Annotated in this window: 13 protein-coding genes and 1 tRNA gene; 9 read left to right on the top strand and 5 right to left on the bottom strand. The window is 40.0% G+C overall.

The window, feature by feature from the left end; translation table 11 throughout:
* Positions 1-181: 181 nt before the first annotated feature.
* Together AACW45_RS29020 and AACW45_RS29025 are read left to right on the top strand one after the other, a co-directional pair.
* A complete protein-coding gene (locus tag AACW45_RS29020; RefSeq protein ID WP_096644334.1) occupies positions 182-406 on the top strand; it encodes a helix-turn-helix domain-containing protein in 225 nt (74 codons plus the stop codon).
* Positions 393-1,229 carry a restriction endonuclease gene (locus AACW45_RS29025; RefSeq protein WP_190636396.1) on the top strand — a complete coding sequence of 279 codons (837 nt, stop codon included), beginning with the start codon at positions 393-395 and terminating at the stop codon, positions 1,227-1,229. The genes AACW45_RS29020 and AACW45_RS29025 overlap by 14 nt, the downstream gene beginning before the upstream one ends.
* A 36-nt stretch (positions 1,230-1,265) precedes the next feature.
* Here the strand turns inward: AACW45_RS29025 and AACW45_RS29030 are convergent, their stop codons facing one another.
* The 3 genes from AACW45_RS29030 to AACW45_RS29040 form a co-directional block, all read right to left on the bottom strand.
* Entirely contained in the window at positions 1,266-2,156 is an 891-nt protein-coding gene (locus tag AACW45_RS29030) for a DNA adenine methylase (RefSeq protein ID WP_313933814.1), read from the bottom strand.
* Positions 2,157-3,071: 915 nt separating this feature from the next.
* Positions 3,072-3,842 (bottom strand): Uma2 family endonuclease, encoded by a 771-nt coding sequence (locus AACW45_RS29035; protein WP_190636400.1) that lies wholly within the window; start codon positions 3,840-3,842, stop codon positions 3,072-3,074.
* A gap of 142 nt (positions 3,843-3,984) precedes the next feature.
* Entirely contained in the window at positions 3,985-5,586 is a 1,602-nt protein-coding gene (locus tag AACW45_RS29040) for a hypothetical protein (RefSeq protein ID WP_190636402.1), read from the bottom strand.
* Between the two features lie 537 nt (positions 5,587-6,123).
* Between AACW45_RS29040 and AACW45_RS29045 the strand changes: the two genes are divergently transcribed.
* From AACW45_RS29045 to AACW45_RS29060, 4 genes are all read left to right on the top strand, one after another.
* A complete protein-coding gene (locus AACW45_RS29045) occupies positions 6,124-7,545 on the top strand; it encodes a FecR family protein (RefSeq protein ID WP_190636404.1) in 1,422 nt (473 codons plus the stop codon).
* A 479-nt stretch (positions 7,546-8,024) separates the two neighbouring features.
* A complete protein-coding gene (gene gor, locus AACW45_RS29050) occupies positions 8,025-9,404 on the top strand; it encodes a glutathione-disulfide reductase (RefSeq protein WP_190636406.1) in 1,380 nt (459 codons plus the stop codon).
* 50 nt (positions 9,405-9,454) lie between these two features.
* Positions 9,455-10,108 carry a YqiA/YcfP family alpha/beta fold hydrolase gene (locus AACW45_RS29055; protein WP_190636426.1) on the top strand — a complete coding sequence of 218 codons (654 nt, stop codon included), beginning with the start codon at positions 9,455-9,457 and terminating at the stop codon, positions 10,106-10,108.
* 147 nt (positions 10,109-10,255) lie between these two features.
* Positions 10,256-11,386 carry a histidinol-phosphate transaminase gene (locus AACW45_RS29060; RefSeq protein ID WP_190636408.1) on the top strand — a complete coding sequence of 377 codons (1,131 nt, stop codon included), beginning with the start codon at positions 10,256-10,258 and terminating at the stop codon, positions 11,384-11,386.
* A 12-nt stretch (positions 11,387-11,398) separates the two neighbouring features.
* Here the strand turns inward: AACW45_RS29060 and AACW45_RS29065 are convergent, their stop codons facing one another.
* Together AACW45_RS29065 and AACW45_RS29070 are read right to left on the bottom strand one after the other, a co-directional pair.
* Positions 11,399-11,953 (bottom strand): hypothetical protein, encoded by a 555-nt coding sequence (locus tag AACW45_RS29065; RefSeq protein ID WP_190636410.1) that lies wholly within the window; start codon positions 11,951-11,953, stop codon positions 11,399-11,401.
* A 1,259-nt stretch (positions 11,954-13,212) separates the two neighbouring features.
* Positions 13,213-13,830 carry a GNAT family N-acetyltransferase gene (locus AACW45_RS29070; RefSeq protein ID WP_242045784.1) on the bottom strand — a complete coding sequence of 206 codons (618 nt, stop codon included), beginning with the start codon at positions 13,828-13,830 and terminating at the stop codon, positions 13,213-13,215.
* A 1,051-nt stretch (positions 13,831-14,881) separates the two neighbouring features.
* Here AACW45_RS29070 and AACW45_RS29075 point away from each other — a divergent pair.
* From AACW45_RS29075 to AACW45_RS29085, 3 genes are all read left to right on the top strand, one after another.
* On the top strand, positions 14,882-18,424 hold the full coding sequence (locus tag AACW45_RS29075; RefSeq protein WP_190636414.1) for a response regulator: 3,543 nt from the start codon (positions 14,882-14,884) through the stop codon (positions 18,422-18,424).
* A gap of 74 nt (positions 18,425-18,498) precedes the next feature.
* Complete coding sequence (locus AACW45_RS29080) at positions 18,499-19,614, top strand: hypothetical protein (protein ID WP_190636416.1); 1,116 nt, start codon at positions 18,499-18,501, stop codon at positions 19,612-19,614.
* Positions 19,615-19,674: 60 nt separating this feature from the next.
* Positions 19,675-19,745 (top strand) — tRNA-Gly (locus AACW45_RS29085).
* Positions 19,746-19,961: the final 216 nt, after the last annotated feature.

Here is a 19,961-nt window from a genome sequence, read left to right on the forward strand (position 1 = left end):
TTCAACGTTGAACTAGTTAGTAACCTCAAAATCAGAGTCTAAGCAATTATAACTAGTAATTAATTAGCAATTTATACTAATAGCAGGTTCTAGGAATCAAAATTGCTAACTATAGTCTGTAGACCAATAGTTAGCAATTATTTTGACTCATTATCATCTCTAAATATGGCTAGAATAAGCCATGAAAGAGCAAATTTTGGTCAATTTTGGGAAAAAAGTTAGGAAAGAAAGGTTAAAGAAAGGCTTATCTCAGGAAAAACTCGCTGAGATAGCAGGTGTCCATAGGACATATATAGGAATGGTAGAGCGTGCTGAAAAAAACATCACGTTGCTCAATATAGAAAAAATTGCGATCGCTCTAAATATAGAAGTATCAGAATTATTTACCGATAATGACAATAAATAAAGCTAACTTGTGGAGTGACAAAGTTCAGTCATTTTCCAAAAAATATAACATACCTATAGAATATTTAGCTGAAATTTTGCTTGACCCAAAAGTTATCCCAATGATTAGAGGTAAAGCTTTTGAGTATTCAGTGCTGATCATACTTTCTAATATTTTAGATAAAAAAGAGTGGCAGGTTAATAAAGTTCCAATGAATGCTCAGTATGAGCTTCATGATGAGGATATTACTGTTACTCATATAGCAAGTTCTGCAAGAATTAGAATTGAATGTAAGTTAGCAAAGAAACAAGGTTATTCTTCTAGGGATGGAAAGAGTATTAAAGTAAAATGTATGCGTAGTCGAACTTTAGGAGATGAAAAAATTAAAAATCTTGCACCAAGGTTGGGTTTAAGTGAAGCAGTTCTCAAGACCCACAACGATCAATATGTAGATAGTAATTTTGACTTTGTTGTTACATCAATAGGTAATGCTTTTTACAGAACAGATACAAGTACTGGTCTATATGAGTGGAAACCGACAGAAAATGAATTAAAGTTTTTAAAAGCACTTTATCCCAGTTTAAGTGAAGATTTTAATAATCCTGATTTTCAAAGAGATTTAGCTTTTCGGAAAATTTATATAGCTAAATCTAAAGATTTAACTATTAATAGTACCAACGGAATTACTTGTACTCGTAAGAAATGTACAAATAAAACCGATTGTAATTTTATTCCTAATTATCCTATTATTAAGTTTAACCCTGAAACTTATAAACCTTTTCAACCTTGGTATGAAATTGAGGATTGCCCTAATTTATTTTCATCTTTCATAGTAAAAAGTTGATTTAATAAGTTATTAAATCAACTTTTTACTCCCAAACTAAGTGATTTGTAGTATTGAATTATAATCTATACTTAGTTGCTCATAATCTTCAAGGGGTTCAATGTTGTAGTTTATAATAAATATTTCTTTACCTTTATATCTGGAACCTTTTTCTTTTTCTGTTTTTTTATTTGTTTTTTTCTGGTCATCAGTTCTATTAATTGTATAATTCCATTCCATTTCATGAATACCTGTTGCCCAGTTATATAATTCTTTAATATCCTCCGTGTTATCATAAGTCAGCAAAAACTTTATTCTTTTACTGTTATTCTTTAGTAAATTACAAAGTCTAAAGTGGTCTTCTTTAGTAAAAAAATGAGTATAAAACTTATCTTGATCCGCATTATAATATGGCGGATCTATAAATAAAAATGACCCATCAACTACTTCTGAAATTACTTTTTCAAAATCAAGACAAGTAATATTTACACCTTGAAGTTTTTCCGATGTGCGAATTATATTACGAGACCAATTTTCAGGTCTCATACTATACTTTTCTCCATATCCCCAATAACAGTTAACCATATTCATTATTCCTGAATATGAAGTTCTGTTGAGGTAGTACCATCTAGTAGCTCTTTCTATATTGTTAGTTGGTTTATACTCTTTTTTATAATATGTATGCCTTTCTTTAGTAGCTTTTTCGTCTTTCAAATTATCAATTAAAAGTTCGGGATAATCCCGAATTGTCATATAACAATTAATTAGTTCATTATCTATATCATTGAGCCAATTACTACTAACTTTATCTTTAGCAAAAAAGATTGAGCCACCACCTGCAAATGGTTCTAAATAACTGTTGTGTTTGGGAATAAAATCTAGTATTAACTTACGTGCATAAAATTTTCCACCTGCATATCTAAATGGTGAGTTGATTCCTTGAGTCACAGTAATCACAAGCTCCTTTTGTTACAATGCTAAATATAGTATACAATAACTGCAATTTCAATTTCTTTACTGACTTATTTTGTAATAAACACTGTTAATATTTGCTGATAGATCAATAGTTAATGTTTCTGTTTACAACAAAATAAAAAATAAAGACAATACAAATTTTTAACTAATTTTCAAGTTTATTAATATTTTTACAGTTAGTAAAATCATGCATTGATTTATCTCAAATTTCACACTCATCATTTTTTATCGCTAAACATACATAATTCAAAATTCAAAATTCTCTCTTGGAAAGTTCTGATCGGAGTATCAAATTGTGGAATCTGAGTCTTGATGATTTATTAGCGCAGGGTTGCAGTTGGCTGAAGGTTTATTTTATTACCCATCCTGATGAGGCGAAGGTGTGTCAGGGGAGGTAGGGGGAAGAGGGAGACAAGGAGGACACAGAGGACAAGGAGGACAGGGGGGCAAAGCACGGATGCAATAGGTCGTAGGGGCACGGCACCGATAAAATTATGTGATGCACCGAAAGATTATGAATGCCGTGCCCCTACAATTGGTCGGAACGCCAAGGGTATTTGAATATAAATGTAGAGTAAAAGGCGATCGATTAGTAATTTAACAAGGCAATTTCTGTTCTGAACCCGGAGTTTCTTGTTTGCAACGAGAATGTTCCTGTTCTGAACTCGAAGTTTCTTGCTGAAAACGAGAATGTTCCTGTTTGAAATGAGAATGTTCCTGTTCTAAACGAGAATGTTCCTGTTCTGAACTCGGAGTTTCATGTTCCGAACTCGGAGTTTCCTGTTCTGAACTCGAAGTTTCCTGTTCCGAAGCTATTCGATGAGGCTTTTTATTTGGAAAAATGCGTAGACTTGTCTTGTCGTAGACATCGCAACTCTTTCCCTCAACTTAAATATCCGGTTCAACTCCTAAAGCTTTTAATTGGGCGGCTAATTTTTCTAAACGTTGTTGAGCTAATTCTTTCTCTTGGCGTTCCTGTTCAGCTTGCTGTTGAGCTAACTCTTTCTGTTGACGTTCCTTAACTGCTAACTCCGAACCCCAAAGCAATAATTCCCCTGCTTCATCCCACCAACGCAACCAGAAACCCGTGCGATTTTCCCGAACTCCCTCCCAGATACCCAAAAACAGACTCATTTCAGGAATCCAATAACGCTGATTCGCATCTGCTGGTTGCAGTTGATAATGTCCAGAATTATCAAGGCGATAAAATTCTAACACTCCGCCATCTGGTTCAAAAATGGCATAATTTGGTATTTTTAATACTTGTTCATAATAAAACCATTTACCAGGCGGATAGGTTGGTTTGCTGGAATACTCGCTACCTTCCGTATCCGAGATAAATTCCATGACAATTACTGGTATATCGCCCTGAAGTTGTGGCGTATAACTCCGCTTAATTTCCTCTCGCGGTACTCTAATTGCTGGTACATACCCCCAATCTGGCGCTTTAACGACAATTCGCCCATTAACAGTGGCGCAAATACCGTAATTAGTCGTTGTTAAAGCATTAGCTGATAATTTTCCAGCTAATTCTAAGCTTTCTGTAAGCGCTGCGGCTAAAAGCGGCTGATTAATATTGTCCACAGGTTCATCGTCTAATACAAAATCATCCGGTAACTTTTCCCAGGTAACTTGGTAAGCGGCTGCGTTAGCTAGCATAATTCGGTTAGGGATTAGGGGAAACTCTTTACAACTAACAACTGTAGGGGCGGGTTCACAGAAATCTTCACTGATCAAAGACGATCTAAATAAACCCGCCCCTACTGACAACTGACAACTGACAACTGACAACTGACAACTTTCAAAACTGACCTAATTGCAATCTATAATTCAAACTAAAGAACCAAGCATCAAAATTAATATTTTGTGATGTAGAATCCCCAAAACTCACGCCGCCCTGGAGATTCAAACTACTATCCTTCGACACGCGATAATTTATATGCCCAAATAACCGATGAAATTCGTCTTCTCGCGCATCTGGGCGATTGGTAAAATCAGAAAAGTTGAACTGATAGTTAACGCCGACTTGTAGCGGTTGTTGCAAGTAGTAGCTTAAAGATAACCATAAAGAGTTAACGATCCGACTGCGGTTATCGGGATCGGAGAAGTTGAAACTCAATTCATAGAAGCTATCCAGGAATAATTTAGAACTGAGGGGATCTCGTCGTCCTAAAGACAGCCTGACTGCATTTTCATTCAAAAAGCGATCGCCTGCCTGAAAGTTATTCCCATTTTTGGCATAAAACAAAGATTGATTACTCCAACTGAGTTCGCCATACATCCGCCGCGATAGCTGGCGATACAAACTCACGTTAAATCGCAATTGATTGTAATCATAAACTGATTGGTCAAAGTAATGAATCTGATTAGCATCAATCGATCCACTAATAAAAGTCTTAGGATTTAAAGGTAAATAAGTAGAAGCTAAAGTTAGCCCGTAAAAAATTAAGCTATCTTGTATCGGGTCAACACTAGCAGAAAAAATATTACTCGAATAAAAATAACCCACACGGGCTTGTAGAGAACCTATCGGTTTAAACCGAACTACAGGCTTTTCCTGTGGTAGCGGTGGCTGTTGTTCTAAAGGTGGTGGAGTTGGTATTTGTCTGGGTTTTACCCGCAATCCCAATTCTAAATTCCCTAGATCAGCTACTGACTGTGTTTGTTGTTGCAATACCTGGATTAAATTCTGGAGTCTTTGACTGTAATCAATCTGGGGAGTATCTAAAAGTTGCTCTATTTGTCCGGGGGAAGGAATAGGAAGATTACCCGGTAAGGATTCTAACGGTGGCGGATCGCTTTGCTTTTGCAAATCGCCACTATTATCTTCGTTGGGTGTATTGGGTTGTGGGTTATTGGGTTGAGGATTACCTGCTTCGGGATTATTTGGCTCTGGTGATGCTTGTGCTAGTGTTTCATCACTCACCCTTTGTGTTAGTAAAGTTCTCAAGCCAAGAGATTGTTGACATAAATCATCCTGACAGTTGCTAGCAGCAGCCAACTTTAAAGACTGATTGGACTGAAAGGATATCTCACTCTCCCTATCATCTTGCTCAAAACAGCTTTCCTCCTGACTAAATCCTGCCATATTCATCTGCTCAGGAGGCGAAATGTTAGGTTCTAGCTTGACAGATGAGTAAATGCGATTTGTCTGTGCTAAATTCCGCAGTTCTGAATCCGATCCCAGAACATTAGTTACCTCTTGTCCCTGCTGCTGACATCGCCCTTCAGCTTTCTGTGGGCTTTCTCCCAATGCTAAGAGCTGCGGAGATTTCCCTACAGTTGGCGACTCTACATAAGTGTTGTCAGCCCATGCTGTATCTAATTTGGTGCCTAGTTGTACCACACCATTAGTAGTGAAGAAAATCGCAAATAAAAAACTTTTCCAGCCCTGGGGTTGCATCTTTGATGGCGTTGATCGCGTTTTGCAAACGTAGATTCACAAGCAGACTCGGAAATTCCCAATACTAAATTTTAAATTCCCGACCAACTCATCCCTGATAATCAATTGCTTTTAGTACAGCAAGATGTAAGTACACCGATCGTTTAACACTTAACAAAATCCGCCGCTCAAAGTCTTTCCAGTTTTGATTTGGGACTTTAAACTGCCGCAGTTGCCCATAAGGCTTGACCACCAGCTAGCGGTAATAGTTTTCAAAACTTAATTGCAACATTCAAGAATACTATATATTATCTTTATACTTATTTAACTCAAAATTTAAAGATATTAATTTTTTATATATTTCTAGATATTTATATACTAAGCTTAAAACTATCATGATAATATATGCGCTTGTTTTATTAAAATCCGCTAATCCCACTGAGCATTGCCACTGACTTAAAGTTTAAGTAAAGTATAAAAAATCACTAAATTATCGATTGCAGCGGAAAATGAGTCTTTAACTAAGTTGATAGCGAAAATTTTTTGAGTTCCTAAATTATGTTGCCTAAATTTTTCCCACTTTTAGCAATCAGTTTATGGGGAGTTGTAGTGTTACCTTGGTCACAACCAGTAAATGCAGCTACACCCTTGACAAGAGCAGAAATTCGAGACCTGCGAAACTTAGTCCAGCTAATTCCTAAAAATAGTCCTAAGAGGCGTCCAGCACGCAAATTAGATCCCATGACTCCTGGGGATGGATTATCTACAGGACGCGCATCCTTAGCAGATTTACGCTTTAACGATGGTTCTTTAGCCAGAGTTGGGGAACAGGCGATATTTCGGTTTTTACCGAAAACTCGTAATTTTCGCTTATCTAATGGCACAGTTTTACTGCTAATTCCCCCAGGAAGGGGACAAACACGGATTCACACACCAAATGCAGCTGCTGCAATTCGCGGTTCAGCATTATTTGTCCGCTACGACGAAGCCACAGATACCACAATCATCGGTGCATTGACAAATAGTGGTATAGAAGTATCTAATAAGCATTCTCAAGGTCGGGTACTGGAAGCTGGACAACTGATGGTGATTGTCAAAGACAAAATCCAGGGGTTGTACGATTTTGACTTAAGAACTTTTTATGACACTAGCGATTTAGTTAGAGGCCTTGATTTAACTAGACAAAATCTTGCACCTACTCCCGATCCTGCGATCGCCAGCGTTCAAGCCGAAACCTCAGCCGCCCTAGCTACACAAACCCCAATAGCTAAGGGTGACGGAGTCCTAGAAAATCCTGCATTCTTACAGCTAACAGCCACGTCTTCATCAGAAGCTGAATCTTCAGCCAGCAAAGATGACGAAAATACTAGCAGTAGCAATCAAGAGGAAGCTAGCGTCAACCCAAGTCAAGAGAATCTGAATGTAGACTCTCTTGTGGACACAGGGGAAGTCCAAGTCAGTGGTCAACTAGGTAATAATAGTAACAACACTTCACCAAAGCCAGTCGATCCCACGCCGATTGAGCCAAAGCCAGTCAATCCAACCCCGATTGATCCAAAGCCAGTCAATCCCACGCCGATTGAGCCAAAGCCAGTCGATCCAACACCGATTGATCCAAAGCCGGTCGATCCCACTCCGATTGATCCAAAGCCAGTCGATCCAACCCCGATTGATCCAAAGCCAGTCGATCCAACCCCGATTGATCCAAAGCCGGTCGATCCAACACCGATTGATCCAAAGCCGGTCGATCCAACACCGATTGATCCAAAGCCGGTCGATCCAACCCCGATTGATCCAAAGCCAGTCGATCCAACCCCGATTGATCCAAAGCCGGTCGATCCAACCCCGATTGATCCAACGCCAGTCGATCCAACCCCGATTGATCCAACGCCAGTCGATCCCACTCCGATTGATCCAAAGCCAGTCGATCCAACTCCGATTGATCCAACGCCGGTCGATCCAGATAGACCTACCTCATAAAAATTTGACTTGACATACTCCCCAGCCTAAAGGCGTGGGGATTCTGGGTTCAAACAACAGTTGCAGGCATAGCCCGTCTTACACTATCTCGCCCGACAGACAATGCCCTGCCTGTTTGCACAATTCTATCAAAAAGCCGTCCTTAAAGCGGCGCACTGAGCTTGCCGAAGTGGACGGGGCTTTAGACCCAGGTTTTTGGTAAATTAACTGAGCAAAAGATCAAAAAGGAATCACAAATCCTCTGCGATTCCTTTATCTGCGAAGGAGCTTTTATTATTAGAAGGGAGTAAAAATTGTAATTTTGATTAATCCAAACTCTCCTTGTAGGAGAGGTTCGTTGGATTCAGCCCTGATCGGACTAAACTCAGAACTAAGAACTTAGAATAATATGCCAGTTGCGTAAGTCCTGTTGTAGTGACATTACATCCTTAGTGTAAGTTTTTGGAAGCTTCATTGTTGCCCAAGAGATACAGAAATTTATGACATTTGATTACGACTTGTTTGTTATTGGTGCGGGTTCAGGGGGTTTAGCTGCTTCTAAGCGCGCTGCTAGTTATGGGGCGAAAGTGGCGATCGCAGAAAACGATCTAGTTGGCGGAACTTGTGTAATTCGCGGTTGCGTTCCCAAAAAACTCATGGTGTACGCTTCTCATTTCCCGGCGCTGTTTAATCATGCTGCTGGTTATGGTTGGCAAGTCGGTGAGACAAAATTAAATTGGGAGCATTTCATTACATCCATAGATCAGGAAGTACGGCGGCTATCCCAATTACACATCAGCTTTTTAGAAAAAGCCGGAGTTACCCTAATACCCGATCGCGCTACTTTATTAGATACCCATACTGTAGAAGTTGGCGATCGCAAAATTACAGCCGATAAAATCTTAATTGCTGTAGGTGGGCGACCTGTTAAACCAGATTTACCAGGAATGGAATATGCTATTACCTCTAACGAAATCTTTCATCTCAAAGAACAACCAAAGCATATAGCCATTATTGGCGCTGGTTATATTGGTACAGAATTTGCTTGTATCATGCGCGGTTTAGGTTCCCAAGTCACGCAGATTATTCGTAAAGACCTAATTTTGAAAGGTTTTGATGAAGAGATCCGCACGGGAATTCAAGAGGGAATGGTCAATCATGGTATTCGCATCATCCAAAATAATGTAGTCACCGCAGTGGAAAAAGTGCCGGAAGGTATCAAGTTAACATTGTCAGACGAAAATACAGAACCAATAATTGCTGATGTATTTCTCGTTGCTACCGGTCGCATTCCCAATGTAGAAGGCTTAGGTTTAGAAAAGGCTGGGGTAGAAGTTGTCACCAGTAAAATGGATGGCCCCGGATACAGCACCGCACAAGCGATCGCAGTTAACGAATACAGTCAAACTAATCAACCCAATATTTTTGCTGTGGGTGATGTCACCGATCGCTTAAATTTAACACCAGTCGCCATTGGTGAAGGACGCGCCTTTGCAGATAGCGAATTTGGCAATAATCGCCGCGAATTTAGCCATGAAAATGTCGCCACAGCCATCTTTGCTAATCCTGAAGCCGCTACAGTTGGTTTAACAGAAGCCGAAGCCAAAGCCAAGCTAGGTGATGAAGGTGTGAAAATTTTCCGTACCCGCTTCCGGCCGATGTACTACAGTTTAACTGGTGCCCAAGAAAGAACCATGATGAAGTTAGTAGTCGATGCTAACACCGACCAAGTTCTGGGCGCACACATGGTAGGAGATAGCGCCGCCGAAATTATTCAAGGTATCGCCATCGCCGTAAAAATGGGCGCAACCAAAAAAGATTTTGATGCTACTGTGGGTATCCATCCCTCAGCCGCCGAAGAATTTGTCACGATGCGGTAAATTTTGTACAGACGCGATCGCGTCTGTATATAAAATACTCAAAAATCAAAATTTTGCATTACATCTACTTACACGGCTTTGCTTCTAGCCCAAATTCTGCCAAAGCACGAGATATGCGCGATCGCTTTGCCAGAATTAACACTACAATCAAAATTCCCGATCTCAACGCTGGTGATTTTTCTCACCTCACAATCACTCGTCAGCTAAATCAAATTTGGGCAGAATTTTCCCCTGATTCTCAGCCAATTACCTTAATTGGTTCCAGTTTAGGCGGTTTAACCGCAGCCCACATTGGGCAAAAATCCTTACAAATACAGCGTTTAGTCTTATTAGCACCAGCCTTTGGGTTTTTATCCCATTGGTTAGCAAAACTCGGAGACGAAAAAATCCAGCGTTGGCAACAAGAGAAATATCTCCCGGTGTATCACTATAGAGAAGGACAAGAACTGCCATTACACTACGATTTTTTAATAGATGCCGCCCAATACCAAGAAAATGGATTAAAACGCCCAATTCCTACCCTAATTTTGCATGGAACCGAAGATGAAGTCATTCCCATATCAGCTAGTCGTGAATATGCGCGATCGCGTCCTTGGGTAGAGTTAATCGAACTCCACAGCGATCACAGTTTGGGAAATGTCACAGAAGAAATATGGCAAGCAATTCACCGCTTTTGCCAATTACCCGAAAGCTGTAAAATTTGAAAAATTAGTCAGTTGTCAGTTGTTAGTTGTCAGTTGTCAGTTGTCAGTTGTTAATTGTTTTACTCATCAGCAATAACTATTGACCATTGACCATTGACTTTTGACTCTTGACTCTTACTCAATGCCCAATGCCCATAAACTAAACTTATGCTTCCCTTCATTCGGTCAGATTTAGCTCAGTTTACAGCTTATAAACCACACCCCAGCAGCGATACAGCCGATGCAGTCGCCACACAATTCGATCGGCTAGATACTAATGAAAGTCCTTACGATTTACCGCCAGAGTTAAAAGAGAAACTAGCTTGGACTTATCAGCAAGTAATTGAAACAAATCGTTACCCCGATGGCGGACATGAAACACTCAAAGCCGCGATCGCTGATTATGTGAATGAGTCAGCAAATCTTTCCTCATCTGCTGTCACTGCTTTGAATATTTCTGTGGGTAATGGTTCGGATGAATTGATTCGTTCTTTGTTAATAGCTACCTGTTTAAAAGGAGAAGGTAGTATTTTAGTTGCCAATCCCACCTTTTCTATGTATGGTATTTTGGCAAAAACCTTAGGTATTTCTGTAGTAGAAGTTGGCAGAAATGCAACCAATTTTGAAATTGATTTAGCCGCCGCAAAATCTGCAATCGCTCAAACCCAAAACCCTGCCATTCGTGTAGTTTTTGTCGTCCATCCTAATTCTCCCACTGCCAATTGTTTAACAGCAGCAGAGTTAGATTGGTTAAGAAGTTTGAGTCCAGAAATTTTAGTAGTCATTGATGAAGCTTACTTTGAATTTAGCCAAACTACCTTAGTTGCAGAATTATTACAGCGTCCTAATTGGATTATATTACGCACATTTTCTAAAGCTTTTCGGTTAGCAGCTTTGCGTGTCGGCTATTGTGTCGCTCATCCAGATGCGATCGCCATTTTAGAAAAAGTCCGTTTACCCTATAATCTCCCTAGCTTCTCTATAGCTGCTGCCTTAGTAGCTTTACAAAACCGCCAAATATTACTCGCATCCATTTCTCAAACCTTAACTGAACGCGAAAAATTAATCCAGGCGTTGTCACAATACCCAGCTTTCCAAATCACACCTAGCGCCGCTAACTTTATCTACCTGCAAATTGCTCAAGATACAGCTTTACAAAATCTTCATCAAAAGTTGAGACAATCTGGTACTCTTGTTCGCTTACTTCCCCAAGGATTAAGAATTACAATCGGTACTCCAGATGAAAACGCCCGTACCATCAATCGGATACAGGCTGCTGTGACAAATCTTGCATTTTAATTATCAACTTACTTAGTAATTTAATCTACTTTCTATACCACCGCCCAAACGGCGTACCACACTCACCGTTTGTGGCAACACACCTACTAACATAGCAAAAGTAATATCTGGTAAACTAGCTACAGTTTCCAGAGGAAAGTATTGTTCAAACTGATCGAGAATCTTTTGCACTCTTTGATGAGGTACGGGATTTTCTGTAATTTGTTTAATTAAGCGAATCCATTGCCGCCTAATTAAATAAGCTTTCTGGCGCTCATCATAGGATTCGGGAGTTAATAAAGACAAATTACCAATAGCTAAAACCCCTTGGCAATCACAATCATATTCTCCGCCAACAGCAGCCCCAGGGCCAGCAAACTCAGCGTGATAGCGTTTAAAAAGAATTAAACCATTCCGTTTGCGACTATTGACGATAAACACTTTTCCACTATGCAGTAGTGTGAGGATATCCGAGCCTTGCGATTGCTCAGTTCCATCTGGCATGACAAGATAGTCAATGAAAGTGGTTTCAGGATAATAAGTTGATACCATAGGAATCTGATAGCGTTGGCATTGTTCGCTATCCATGTTTTTTTAGATTGGCAAATAATTGAGTAGTAGTATGCACTAAAAAACGTAACTTGTTGTTCAATCAAATGAAATTTTGATTTTTCTTATTATTAGGAAGCCTTGACTAAATTATGAATAAATAAATCAGATTGAACAATTGAGTGATTACATTCTATGAAATTTAACTTGATTTGTCTCCTGTTTATAATGAACTTTTTTTAAAGTTTTTATAAAGATGAATCTCTTAAATACAAAGTTATGATGAGGAAATAATATTTTAGTCAAATTAACTTGCTGTTTATATTCTTTATCTATCTTAATATAACCATTATGTAGTATAACAGATAGTCAAGAAATTATCCGTTAGGAAGAGTTAAAATTTTCAACCTTAGCTAGTTGTCTATTCTACCTATTTTAGTAGATATTTGCCCAAATTAACGGCTATAACTTGAATAACGATAATTTAAAATTATTAGTAAATTAATAGAACCTATCAAGAAATTCTATTTTAAAATTTTACTGATAACCTCTTTATTACCGAGGATTTATCATAAAATTTCTAATTATAGAGTTTCTAATTGTTAATGCAAACACCTTTATTTGCAGATAAAATCTTGAGAATTATCAGCTTCCAACCTAGTTTCAACTAAATGAAATCTATAGTAATCCTATTCGATATAGCTGTTGACAGTTGACTGTTGACAGTTGACAGACTGAAAAGCCTTTTATGGTCAGGGTTTTATCTTAGCTGGATGTCCTAATCTATCTGGCTACAGCTATAGATGAACAAAAAGGACAAGGAAGACAAGGAGGATAGGCATTTGTCAATGAGACTTCTGGCAAAAGTATTAGTTTTGGACTTCTGTTTTGCGTCTACCCTACCTTAAGCCGCTCTGGGTTGCAGAAAGTGTACACAACCCAACGAAGTGACGTAAGGGACTTCCAAGTAAAAAAATATTCCATTGCTATTGTTCACTGTTGACGGTTGACTGTTAACCGTCAACAGTGAACTGTCAACTGTCAACGTTTAACGGAATAATTTATTTTTTGGAGTTCCCTAAATGTTGGGTTTCGTTCCTCAACCCAACCTACTGGACTGACACGCCTAAAATGTTGCAATATAATTTTTTTGTGGGGTGGACATCTTGTCCGCCCAGGACGGGCGAGACGCCCATCCCACAACAGTTTTCTTAATGCATCATTTTAGCTGTGTCAGTCCACTACAATTAAGTCTAATTTAGAGCTTGAAAACAGTCCCTAACCCCTAATTATCAATCTCAAACGCTAACATCATTGCTCAGATGTTTGTGCAATAAAATCTGATTTACAGATTTTGGCCAAAATAAATTCCAATTAGATTCTACCTTATGAACTCTGTACCCTAACTTGCAATACAGTTGCCTTGCTTGATGATTATTTTCTAAAACATGTAAATATAAGTCTTGGAATCCCCATTCTTGAGAAACTTTTTCGCAATTTTTCAGTAATCCTGATGCCAAGCCATGCCGACGATATTGTGGACGAACAGCTAAATTAGACAGATAGGGAAAACTTCTGCCAGTATGTGCCCAGGAATGACTAAACCGTACACCTAATTCTACAGTTCCTACCAGGTTATTAACTGTATCTTTAGTAGTATCAGCAGCAACTAGGCAAATATGATGGGGCGCAGGTGATGCCAAGCGGTGCTTCAAATCTTCATAAATACCCAAACGTAGTAAAGGAAAAGCCCATCCCCAGATACCCTGTTGTGAGTGGAAACTTTCAGTAATGATTTGGGCAACTCCATATAAATCGGCAGGTGTCGCTGCACGGATTTGAAATTGGCACTCAGACAGATCCGCAGGCATTATTACTGGCTCTTGGCGGTATGTGTTAAAAAACCAGGATGTCAAGGCTAGTTTACTATTAATTACATTTAGGGGAAATTTTCTCAAATATCCTCAAATACTTTACAACTTTCTGGAAACTCTCAGCAAACGATCGCTTTGATGCACAAGACAGGACAAATTCTGCTGTAAGCTCGCCACTAATCAATTGTAGTGGTCAACTAGAGAACATATTCCTTACTCAATATAATGTATCCTAACCAAAATAGAATATTTCAACTACAGCGATCGCCATCATACAGAAATTTCAGTAAGTGTAGCTAGGGGCTAGGGCGTGTTTTCAAACTACAAAAGTAGGTTGCTTGAGGTGAAAGCAACTCAACCAAGCGACGTAAATGTTGGGTTTCGTTCCTCAACCCAACCTACATTGAAGTCTAATTTAGAGTTTGAAAACAGTCCCTAGGGACTAGAAAGAATTTCATGCCCTCGTTGTGTGATTGATTGCATGAGGGACTAGCTTGAAAATAGCGTTGACTATTGTACAGACGCGATTGATCGCGTCTCTATTGTACAGACGCGATTAATCGCGTCTCTACTGACTATTGACTCTTCAGAGATATTTTCTCGTCAGGGACTAACTTGAGGAATTATGCTAAATATAGGTATAAATTAATATCAGAGTATCAGCATTGTCTGATTCTGAGAATATTGCTGACTTTCCCCTGCGAATCATAAATAAAATTTACCTAAAAGTGTTAGTGCAACTGCTGTAACGGGAAAACTTAATATGCAGCTACAGATGGATTTTTCAGCCAGCCTTGAGTGCTGTATGTGTATAGTGTTTTGACGCTTCTCGCTGGAGGTGAGGAAAGATTTGGTAAGCATCGACTCTGTAAAACTAAAACTAAATCACAAAGCAATTGCCTTGCTTCAGAGTGAATGGCAATCATTACCAGTCATTGAGGCGAATTATTGTGAGTAAATGCTTTAACACTCAGCACTCAAGTAGCCATACAGCCTTATTCGTCAAAATGCTCTGCTCTTACCTGACTCAGAAACATCCCTGTCTGATCAGATTATTCTTTATCCAACTGCCGTTGCAGCAGGAAAGCGGTGCATGAAATCCCAACAAGCAAACAGTAAGCCGAAAATATTGGTTGTTGATGATGAACCCGACAACCTTGACTTGCTTTACCGCACCTTTTATCGCGATTACAAGGTGCTAAGGGCAACTTCTGGCCCGGCCGCATTGGATCTGCTGGCACAAGAGGGAGAGGTCTCTGTGATCATCTCCGATCAGCGAATGCCAATCATGAGCGGTACAGAATTTTTGAGCCTGACAGCGACTCAATATCCAGATATTATCCGGATTATTTTAACGGGCTACACCGATGTCGAAGACTTAGTGGAAGCCATCAACGCTGGTAAGGTCTTCAAATATGTTACTAAACCCTGGGAAGCAGAAGAACTCAAAGCTGTAGTCCGCCAAGCTTTGGACACTCATAATGTCCTCAAAGCGCGTACCCGCGAACTCACACGTACACTGCGTCAGGAATCACTACTAAATACTGTTACGAATACAATTCGTAGTGCTTTAGACTATCGGCAAATTTTGCAAGCGATTGTCGATACAGTAGGTCATATGTTGGAAGTGGATGTATGTTTGTTGCGTCCCTTTCAAGATGGACAATTGGTAGATGAAGGATTTATTTATCAGAAAACTGCTTCTGCACAAGTAAAGCAGGAAGCAGATAATTCTTCTGCTTTATCTGGTGATGCTTTGCTGTCGCCATCTTTATTAGCTGAGACTGTCTGGGAAACTCGCGAAGTCCAAGTAATTCATCAAGTAGCTGATGATGAACGCATCCAAGGCGATCGCGCTGAACTAGAACAACGTAGAGCGGCTTTTACGGCGGCGAAAATTGACTCTAGTTTGATTGTGCCGTTGATTTGCCAACAAGAACTAATGGCAGTATTGGCATTACACCAATGCTCCGAATCCCGAATTTGGAAGGAAGAGGAAGTACAGTTGGTGTTGATGGTAGCAGATCAGGCGGCGCTAGCTTTATCTCAAGCTTATACTTACGAGCAAGTACGTGCTTTAGCTAAACGAGAAGCACTAATTAATACAGTTACTACGGCGATTCGCTCTAGCCTCGATCCGCAAGATATCTTTGCTGCGATTACCGAACAACTAGGACAAGCCTTACAGGTGAATGGCTGTGTTTTATCGTTGTGGACTGAGGAAGATGAATTTGTTCAATGTGTGGGATTGTATGACAGTTCTCAAGATTTAGACAGTAGCATTAAGTCTGCCCAGGAGCAAATATTAAGTAAAAACCATCACTATGTAGGGGAAGAATTACCTAATTCCCAAACGCCAATTAAGGAAAATCCGATTCTGCAAGAAATTTTGCGCACACAAGAACCTGTGGTAATTGCTGATATGAGCAATTGCCCTGTAGAAATTAGAGGATTTGATTTACCTTTGAAAAAGCCGGCGCGATCGCTCATGGTTGTGCCATTATTGGCTGATGGTAAATGTATCGGTAGTATTACCCTCAGAGAAGGTAACAAATCGCGCCGATGGTTGGCTTCGGAGATTGAACTGGCTAAGGCTGTAGCTGCACAAGCAGCGATCGCTGTACAACAATCACGTTTATATCAAAAAACCCGTGACCAAGCCGAACGCTTGTTGCAATTAGATAAACAAAAAACCGAATTTTTCCAAAATATATCTCACGAGTTTCGGACACCAATTACCTTAATTCAAGGGCCTTTAGAATCAGCAGTTAGTAATGGTGATGGGTTATCTTACGCGCAAAGTGCGATCGCTTTGCGTAACTCCCGGCGATTGCTCAGATTAGTAAATCAATTACTAGATCTACAACGCCTAGATGCGGGAAGAATGCAGCCTAGTTTCCGTCCCTACGATTTAGACGAATTTGTCAGTCAAATTGTTGAATCTTTTCGCCCCTACTGTGAGAAAAAAGGACTGCATCTCATTACTGATTTAGATAAATGTCCTGAAGTTTATTTAGACATGGAAAAATTTGACAAGGTTGTTTATAACCTGCTGTCAAATGCGATGAAGTTTACTCCCGAAGGAGGGACAATCGGCGTTAGGCTAATATCTCAAGGTAATAGTTGCATTTTACAGGTACAAGACACGGGAATAGGTATTGTTAAAGAGCAAATTCCCTATCTGTTTGAGCGATTCCGCCAAGCTGAAGGTTCGGAAAATCGCTCTTATGAAGGTAGTGGTTTGGGTTTGGCTTTAGTCAAGGAATTAGTAGAACTGCACGGCGGTAAAGTCACTGTAGAATCAGTTTACGGTGAAGGTACAACTTTTACACTGCGGTTGTTGGTTGGTAGCATTCACTTACCAGTAGACCAAGTGCAGGATACACCTTGTGAAGTCAATACCAGTCGCGCCAGCGTAGAATTGGCTGATTTAGAACTAGTAGAGCCAATTGGAGACAATATCGACAATTTACTACTAGAACCATTACCCAGTGCTGATACTCAGGAAGCATCAGTAAATAATAATGGTAATAATGGTCATCATCCTAAATCTGCACATACGATTCTGGTAGTAGATGATAACCCAGACTTGCGCACCTACGTATCTGAGATTATTCGCAACAATGGCTATCAAGTCCATACAGCGCGTAACGGTGCAGAAGGATTACAGATAGCGCAAAAAGTGTTACCAAGTTTGATTATCACTGATTTAATGATGCCTTTGGTGACCGGATTAGAAATGATTCGGATGATTCGTCAGGAAGATAAACTCAAAGGAACGCCAATCATTTTGCTGACGGCTAAAGTTGATGAAGAAACCCGGATTGAAAGTACAGAACATGGTGCAGATGCTTATTTAGCTAAACCATTTAATGACAGGGAATTACTAGCAGAAGTTAGGAATCTCTTGGCTTTAAAGGAAAATGAACGTCGGGTGTTGGAGTTAAATACTTATCTCACAGAATCTGTATTAAAACGCTTTTTACCGCCTGTATTGGTGAAAAAAGCAGCAACCGGAGATTTAACTTTAGATTTGCGACCAGAACCACGCTTAATCACAGTTTTGTTTAGTGACATAGTTGGTTTTACTCAATTAGCAAATACTCTGAGATCTCGCAGAGTAGCCGAGTTGCTCAATGAGTATTTAGAAGGTATGACCAAGGCTGTGTTTGATAATGGTGGCACTGTAGATAAATTTATGGGAGATGCTATCTTGGCATTATACGGAGCGCCAGAAGAATTAACACCCAACGAGCAGGTGCGCCGTGCAATTAATACAGCTAGAGCAATGCATCGTTCTTTAGATCAGTTGAATCAACGCTGGCGCGATCGCGGTATCTTTGAGTCTAATGGACATTCTGGTGTCAAATTCCGTTGTGGTATCCACCAAGGTACAGCCGTGGTAGGTATGTTTGGGAGTGCTGAACGTGCTGATTACACTGCTATTGGGCCGAGTGTCAATATTGCAGCGCGGTTACAAGCTGCGGCTATTCCGGGTACAATCTTAGTTTCTGCGGCTGTAGCCGATTATTTACAGGATGAAGAAATTACCAAAGTCAGTCCCTTAGAACTTAAAGGAGTAGATGAAACAGTTCTTACCTTCTCTGTCTCGGCGGATGTTATGGCTAATCGCTAAAATTAAACTGGATTTGGAAGCGTTACTCTGGTAAAGGATAATAGCGCCCAATCAGATCCAGTTTGAAATTTAATATGACACCATCGGTTGCAGATCAAACTTCAACTCTAGCAAAGGACTGGAGACGACATACAGACCCACCTGGTTTGTGGGTGGCTGTAGTCATAGGTTCATTGAGCCTGCACTTAATAGCGTTCTGGTTGATTCTCTCTTATCAATCAAGTTTATTGCGGCGACAGCAAAGTCAAGCCGCGATTCCGATTGAAATTGTCGAAATTGCGCCGCAACCGAAATCAACAATTAAACCAAGAGTAAAAGTACAACCTGCTACCTCTCCACCAAAATCAGTACCATCAAAGCCTTTATCTAGCAAGCAAAAATTACCAGTTACAACAACACCCACCGCTAATAATACTGAAGAGAAAAATGCTGTAGCGATCGCACAGCAACGCCAACAAGAATTAGCCGCACAAAAACAGCGCGAATTAGCCGCACAACAGCGCCAGCAAGAATTAGCTGCACAAAAACAGCGCGAATTAGCTGCACAACAGCGCCAACAGGAATTAGCCGCACAAAAACAGCGCGAATTAGCTGCACAACAGCGCCAACAAGAATTAGCCGCACAAAAACAGCGCGAATTAGCTGCACAACAGCGCCAACAAGAATTAGCTGCACAAAAACAGCGTGAACTAGCCGAACAGCAACGCCAAAGAGAATTAGCTGAACAGCAACGTCAACAAGAATTAGCCTCACAAAGTCCACAAGGAGGTCAAGAAAAGCTACCACCTCCACCTACACCTCATTCTAGTGGAGGGTTGTTTGCGCGTTGGGTTCCTTTGAGTGAAGCAGAACAGAGAGGAATGCGATCGCGATCGCCCATACCAGAGGATTTGAAACTAGCTGAACATATTGGGACGAACGAAAAAAAGGTTGAATCAATTTATATCAACAGCAACTTGGATTTGCCTGTAGTCGAGTTTTTAGTATCATTAATCATTGATAACACTGGTAAGTTTATCGAAGCTAAGGTAATAGACCCAGCAATCCCCAAAGCACAAAGAAGTGATTATGAGCAATATGCTAATGATGTTTTTCAAGGGGAGAAATTTCAGCCAGCCTATTATCCTGACGGCAAAACTCCGCCAGAATTCACCAATCGATTTGTGCGGTTGCGAATAGAACGCCGATAGCTGAGATTGAGTACTTGAATTATCGCGATCGCTGTGCTATTATTATAAAGTTATAAATCTGCGGGCGTAGTTTAGTGGTAAAACTATAGCCTTCCAAGCTATTAATGCGGGTTCGATTCCCGCCGCCCGCTTACTAGGTAAAACCCTTGAGAGCAAAGACTTTCAGGGGTTTTTTAGTTGTTCTAGATAGTAGAAATAATGGTACATATATACTATAAAAGTGTAAAAATTGGGGTGGGTTAGGGTCTGGAGTTTAGACTAAACACATGACAAAGTAACTCAGGATAACTGAGTGACAAGCTTTACACCCAAAAATGGAAAAATCAACGAATTAAGTAGATTGTGGT

It is taken from the genome of Calothrix sp. FACHB-168 (genome assembly GCF_963889195.1).
Lineage (GTDB): Bacteria > Cyanobacteriota > Cyanobacteriia > Cyanobacteriales > Nostocaceae > Aulosira > Aulosira anomala_A.

Coding starts and splice junctions, on each gene's coding strand:
- gor (WP_190636406.1), top strand. CDS start 8,025: ATGACATTTGATTACGACTTGTTTGTTATTGGTGCGGGTTCAGGGGGT.
- AACW45_RS29035 (WP_190636400.1), bottom strand. CDS start 3,842: ATGCTAGCTAACGCAGCCGCTTACCAAGTTACCTGGGAAAAGTTACCG.
- AACW45_RS29060 (WP_190636408.1), top strand. CDS start 10,256: ATGCTTCCCTTCATTCGGTCAGATTTAGCTCAGTTTACAGCTTATAAA.
- AACW45_RS29020 (WP_096644334.1), top strand. CDS start 182: ATGAAAGAGCAAATTTTGGTCAATTTTGGGAAAAAAGTTAGGAAAGAA.
- AACW45_RS29075 (WP_190636414.1), top strand. CDS start 14,882: ATGAAATCCCAACAAGCAAACAGTAAGCCGAAAATATTGGTTGTTGAT.
- AACW45_RS29025 (WP_190636396.1), top strand. CDS start 393: ATGACAATAAATAAAGCTAACTTGTGGAGTGACAAAGTTCAGTCATTT.
- AACW45_RS29080 (WP_190636416.1), top strand. CDS start 18,499: ATGACACCATCGGTTGCAGATCAAACTTCAACTCTAGCAAAGGACTGG.
- AACW45_RS29045 (WP_190636404.1), top strand. CDS start 6,124: ATGTTGCCTAAATTTTTCCCACTTTTAGCAATCAGTTTATGGGGAGTT.
- AACW45_RS29065 (WP_190636410.1), bottom strand. CDS start 11,953: ATGGATAGCGAACAATGCCAACGCTATCAGATTCCTATGGTATCAACT.
- AACW45_RS29040 (WP_190636402.1), bottom strand. CDS start 5,586: ATGCAACCCCAGGGCTGGAAAAGTTTTTTATTTGCGATTTTCTTCACT.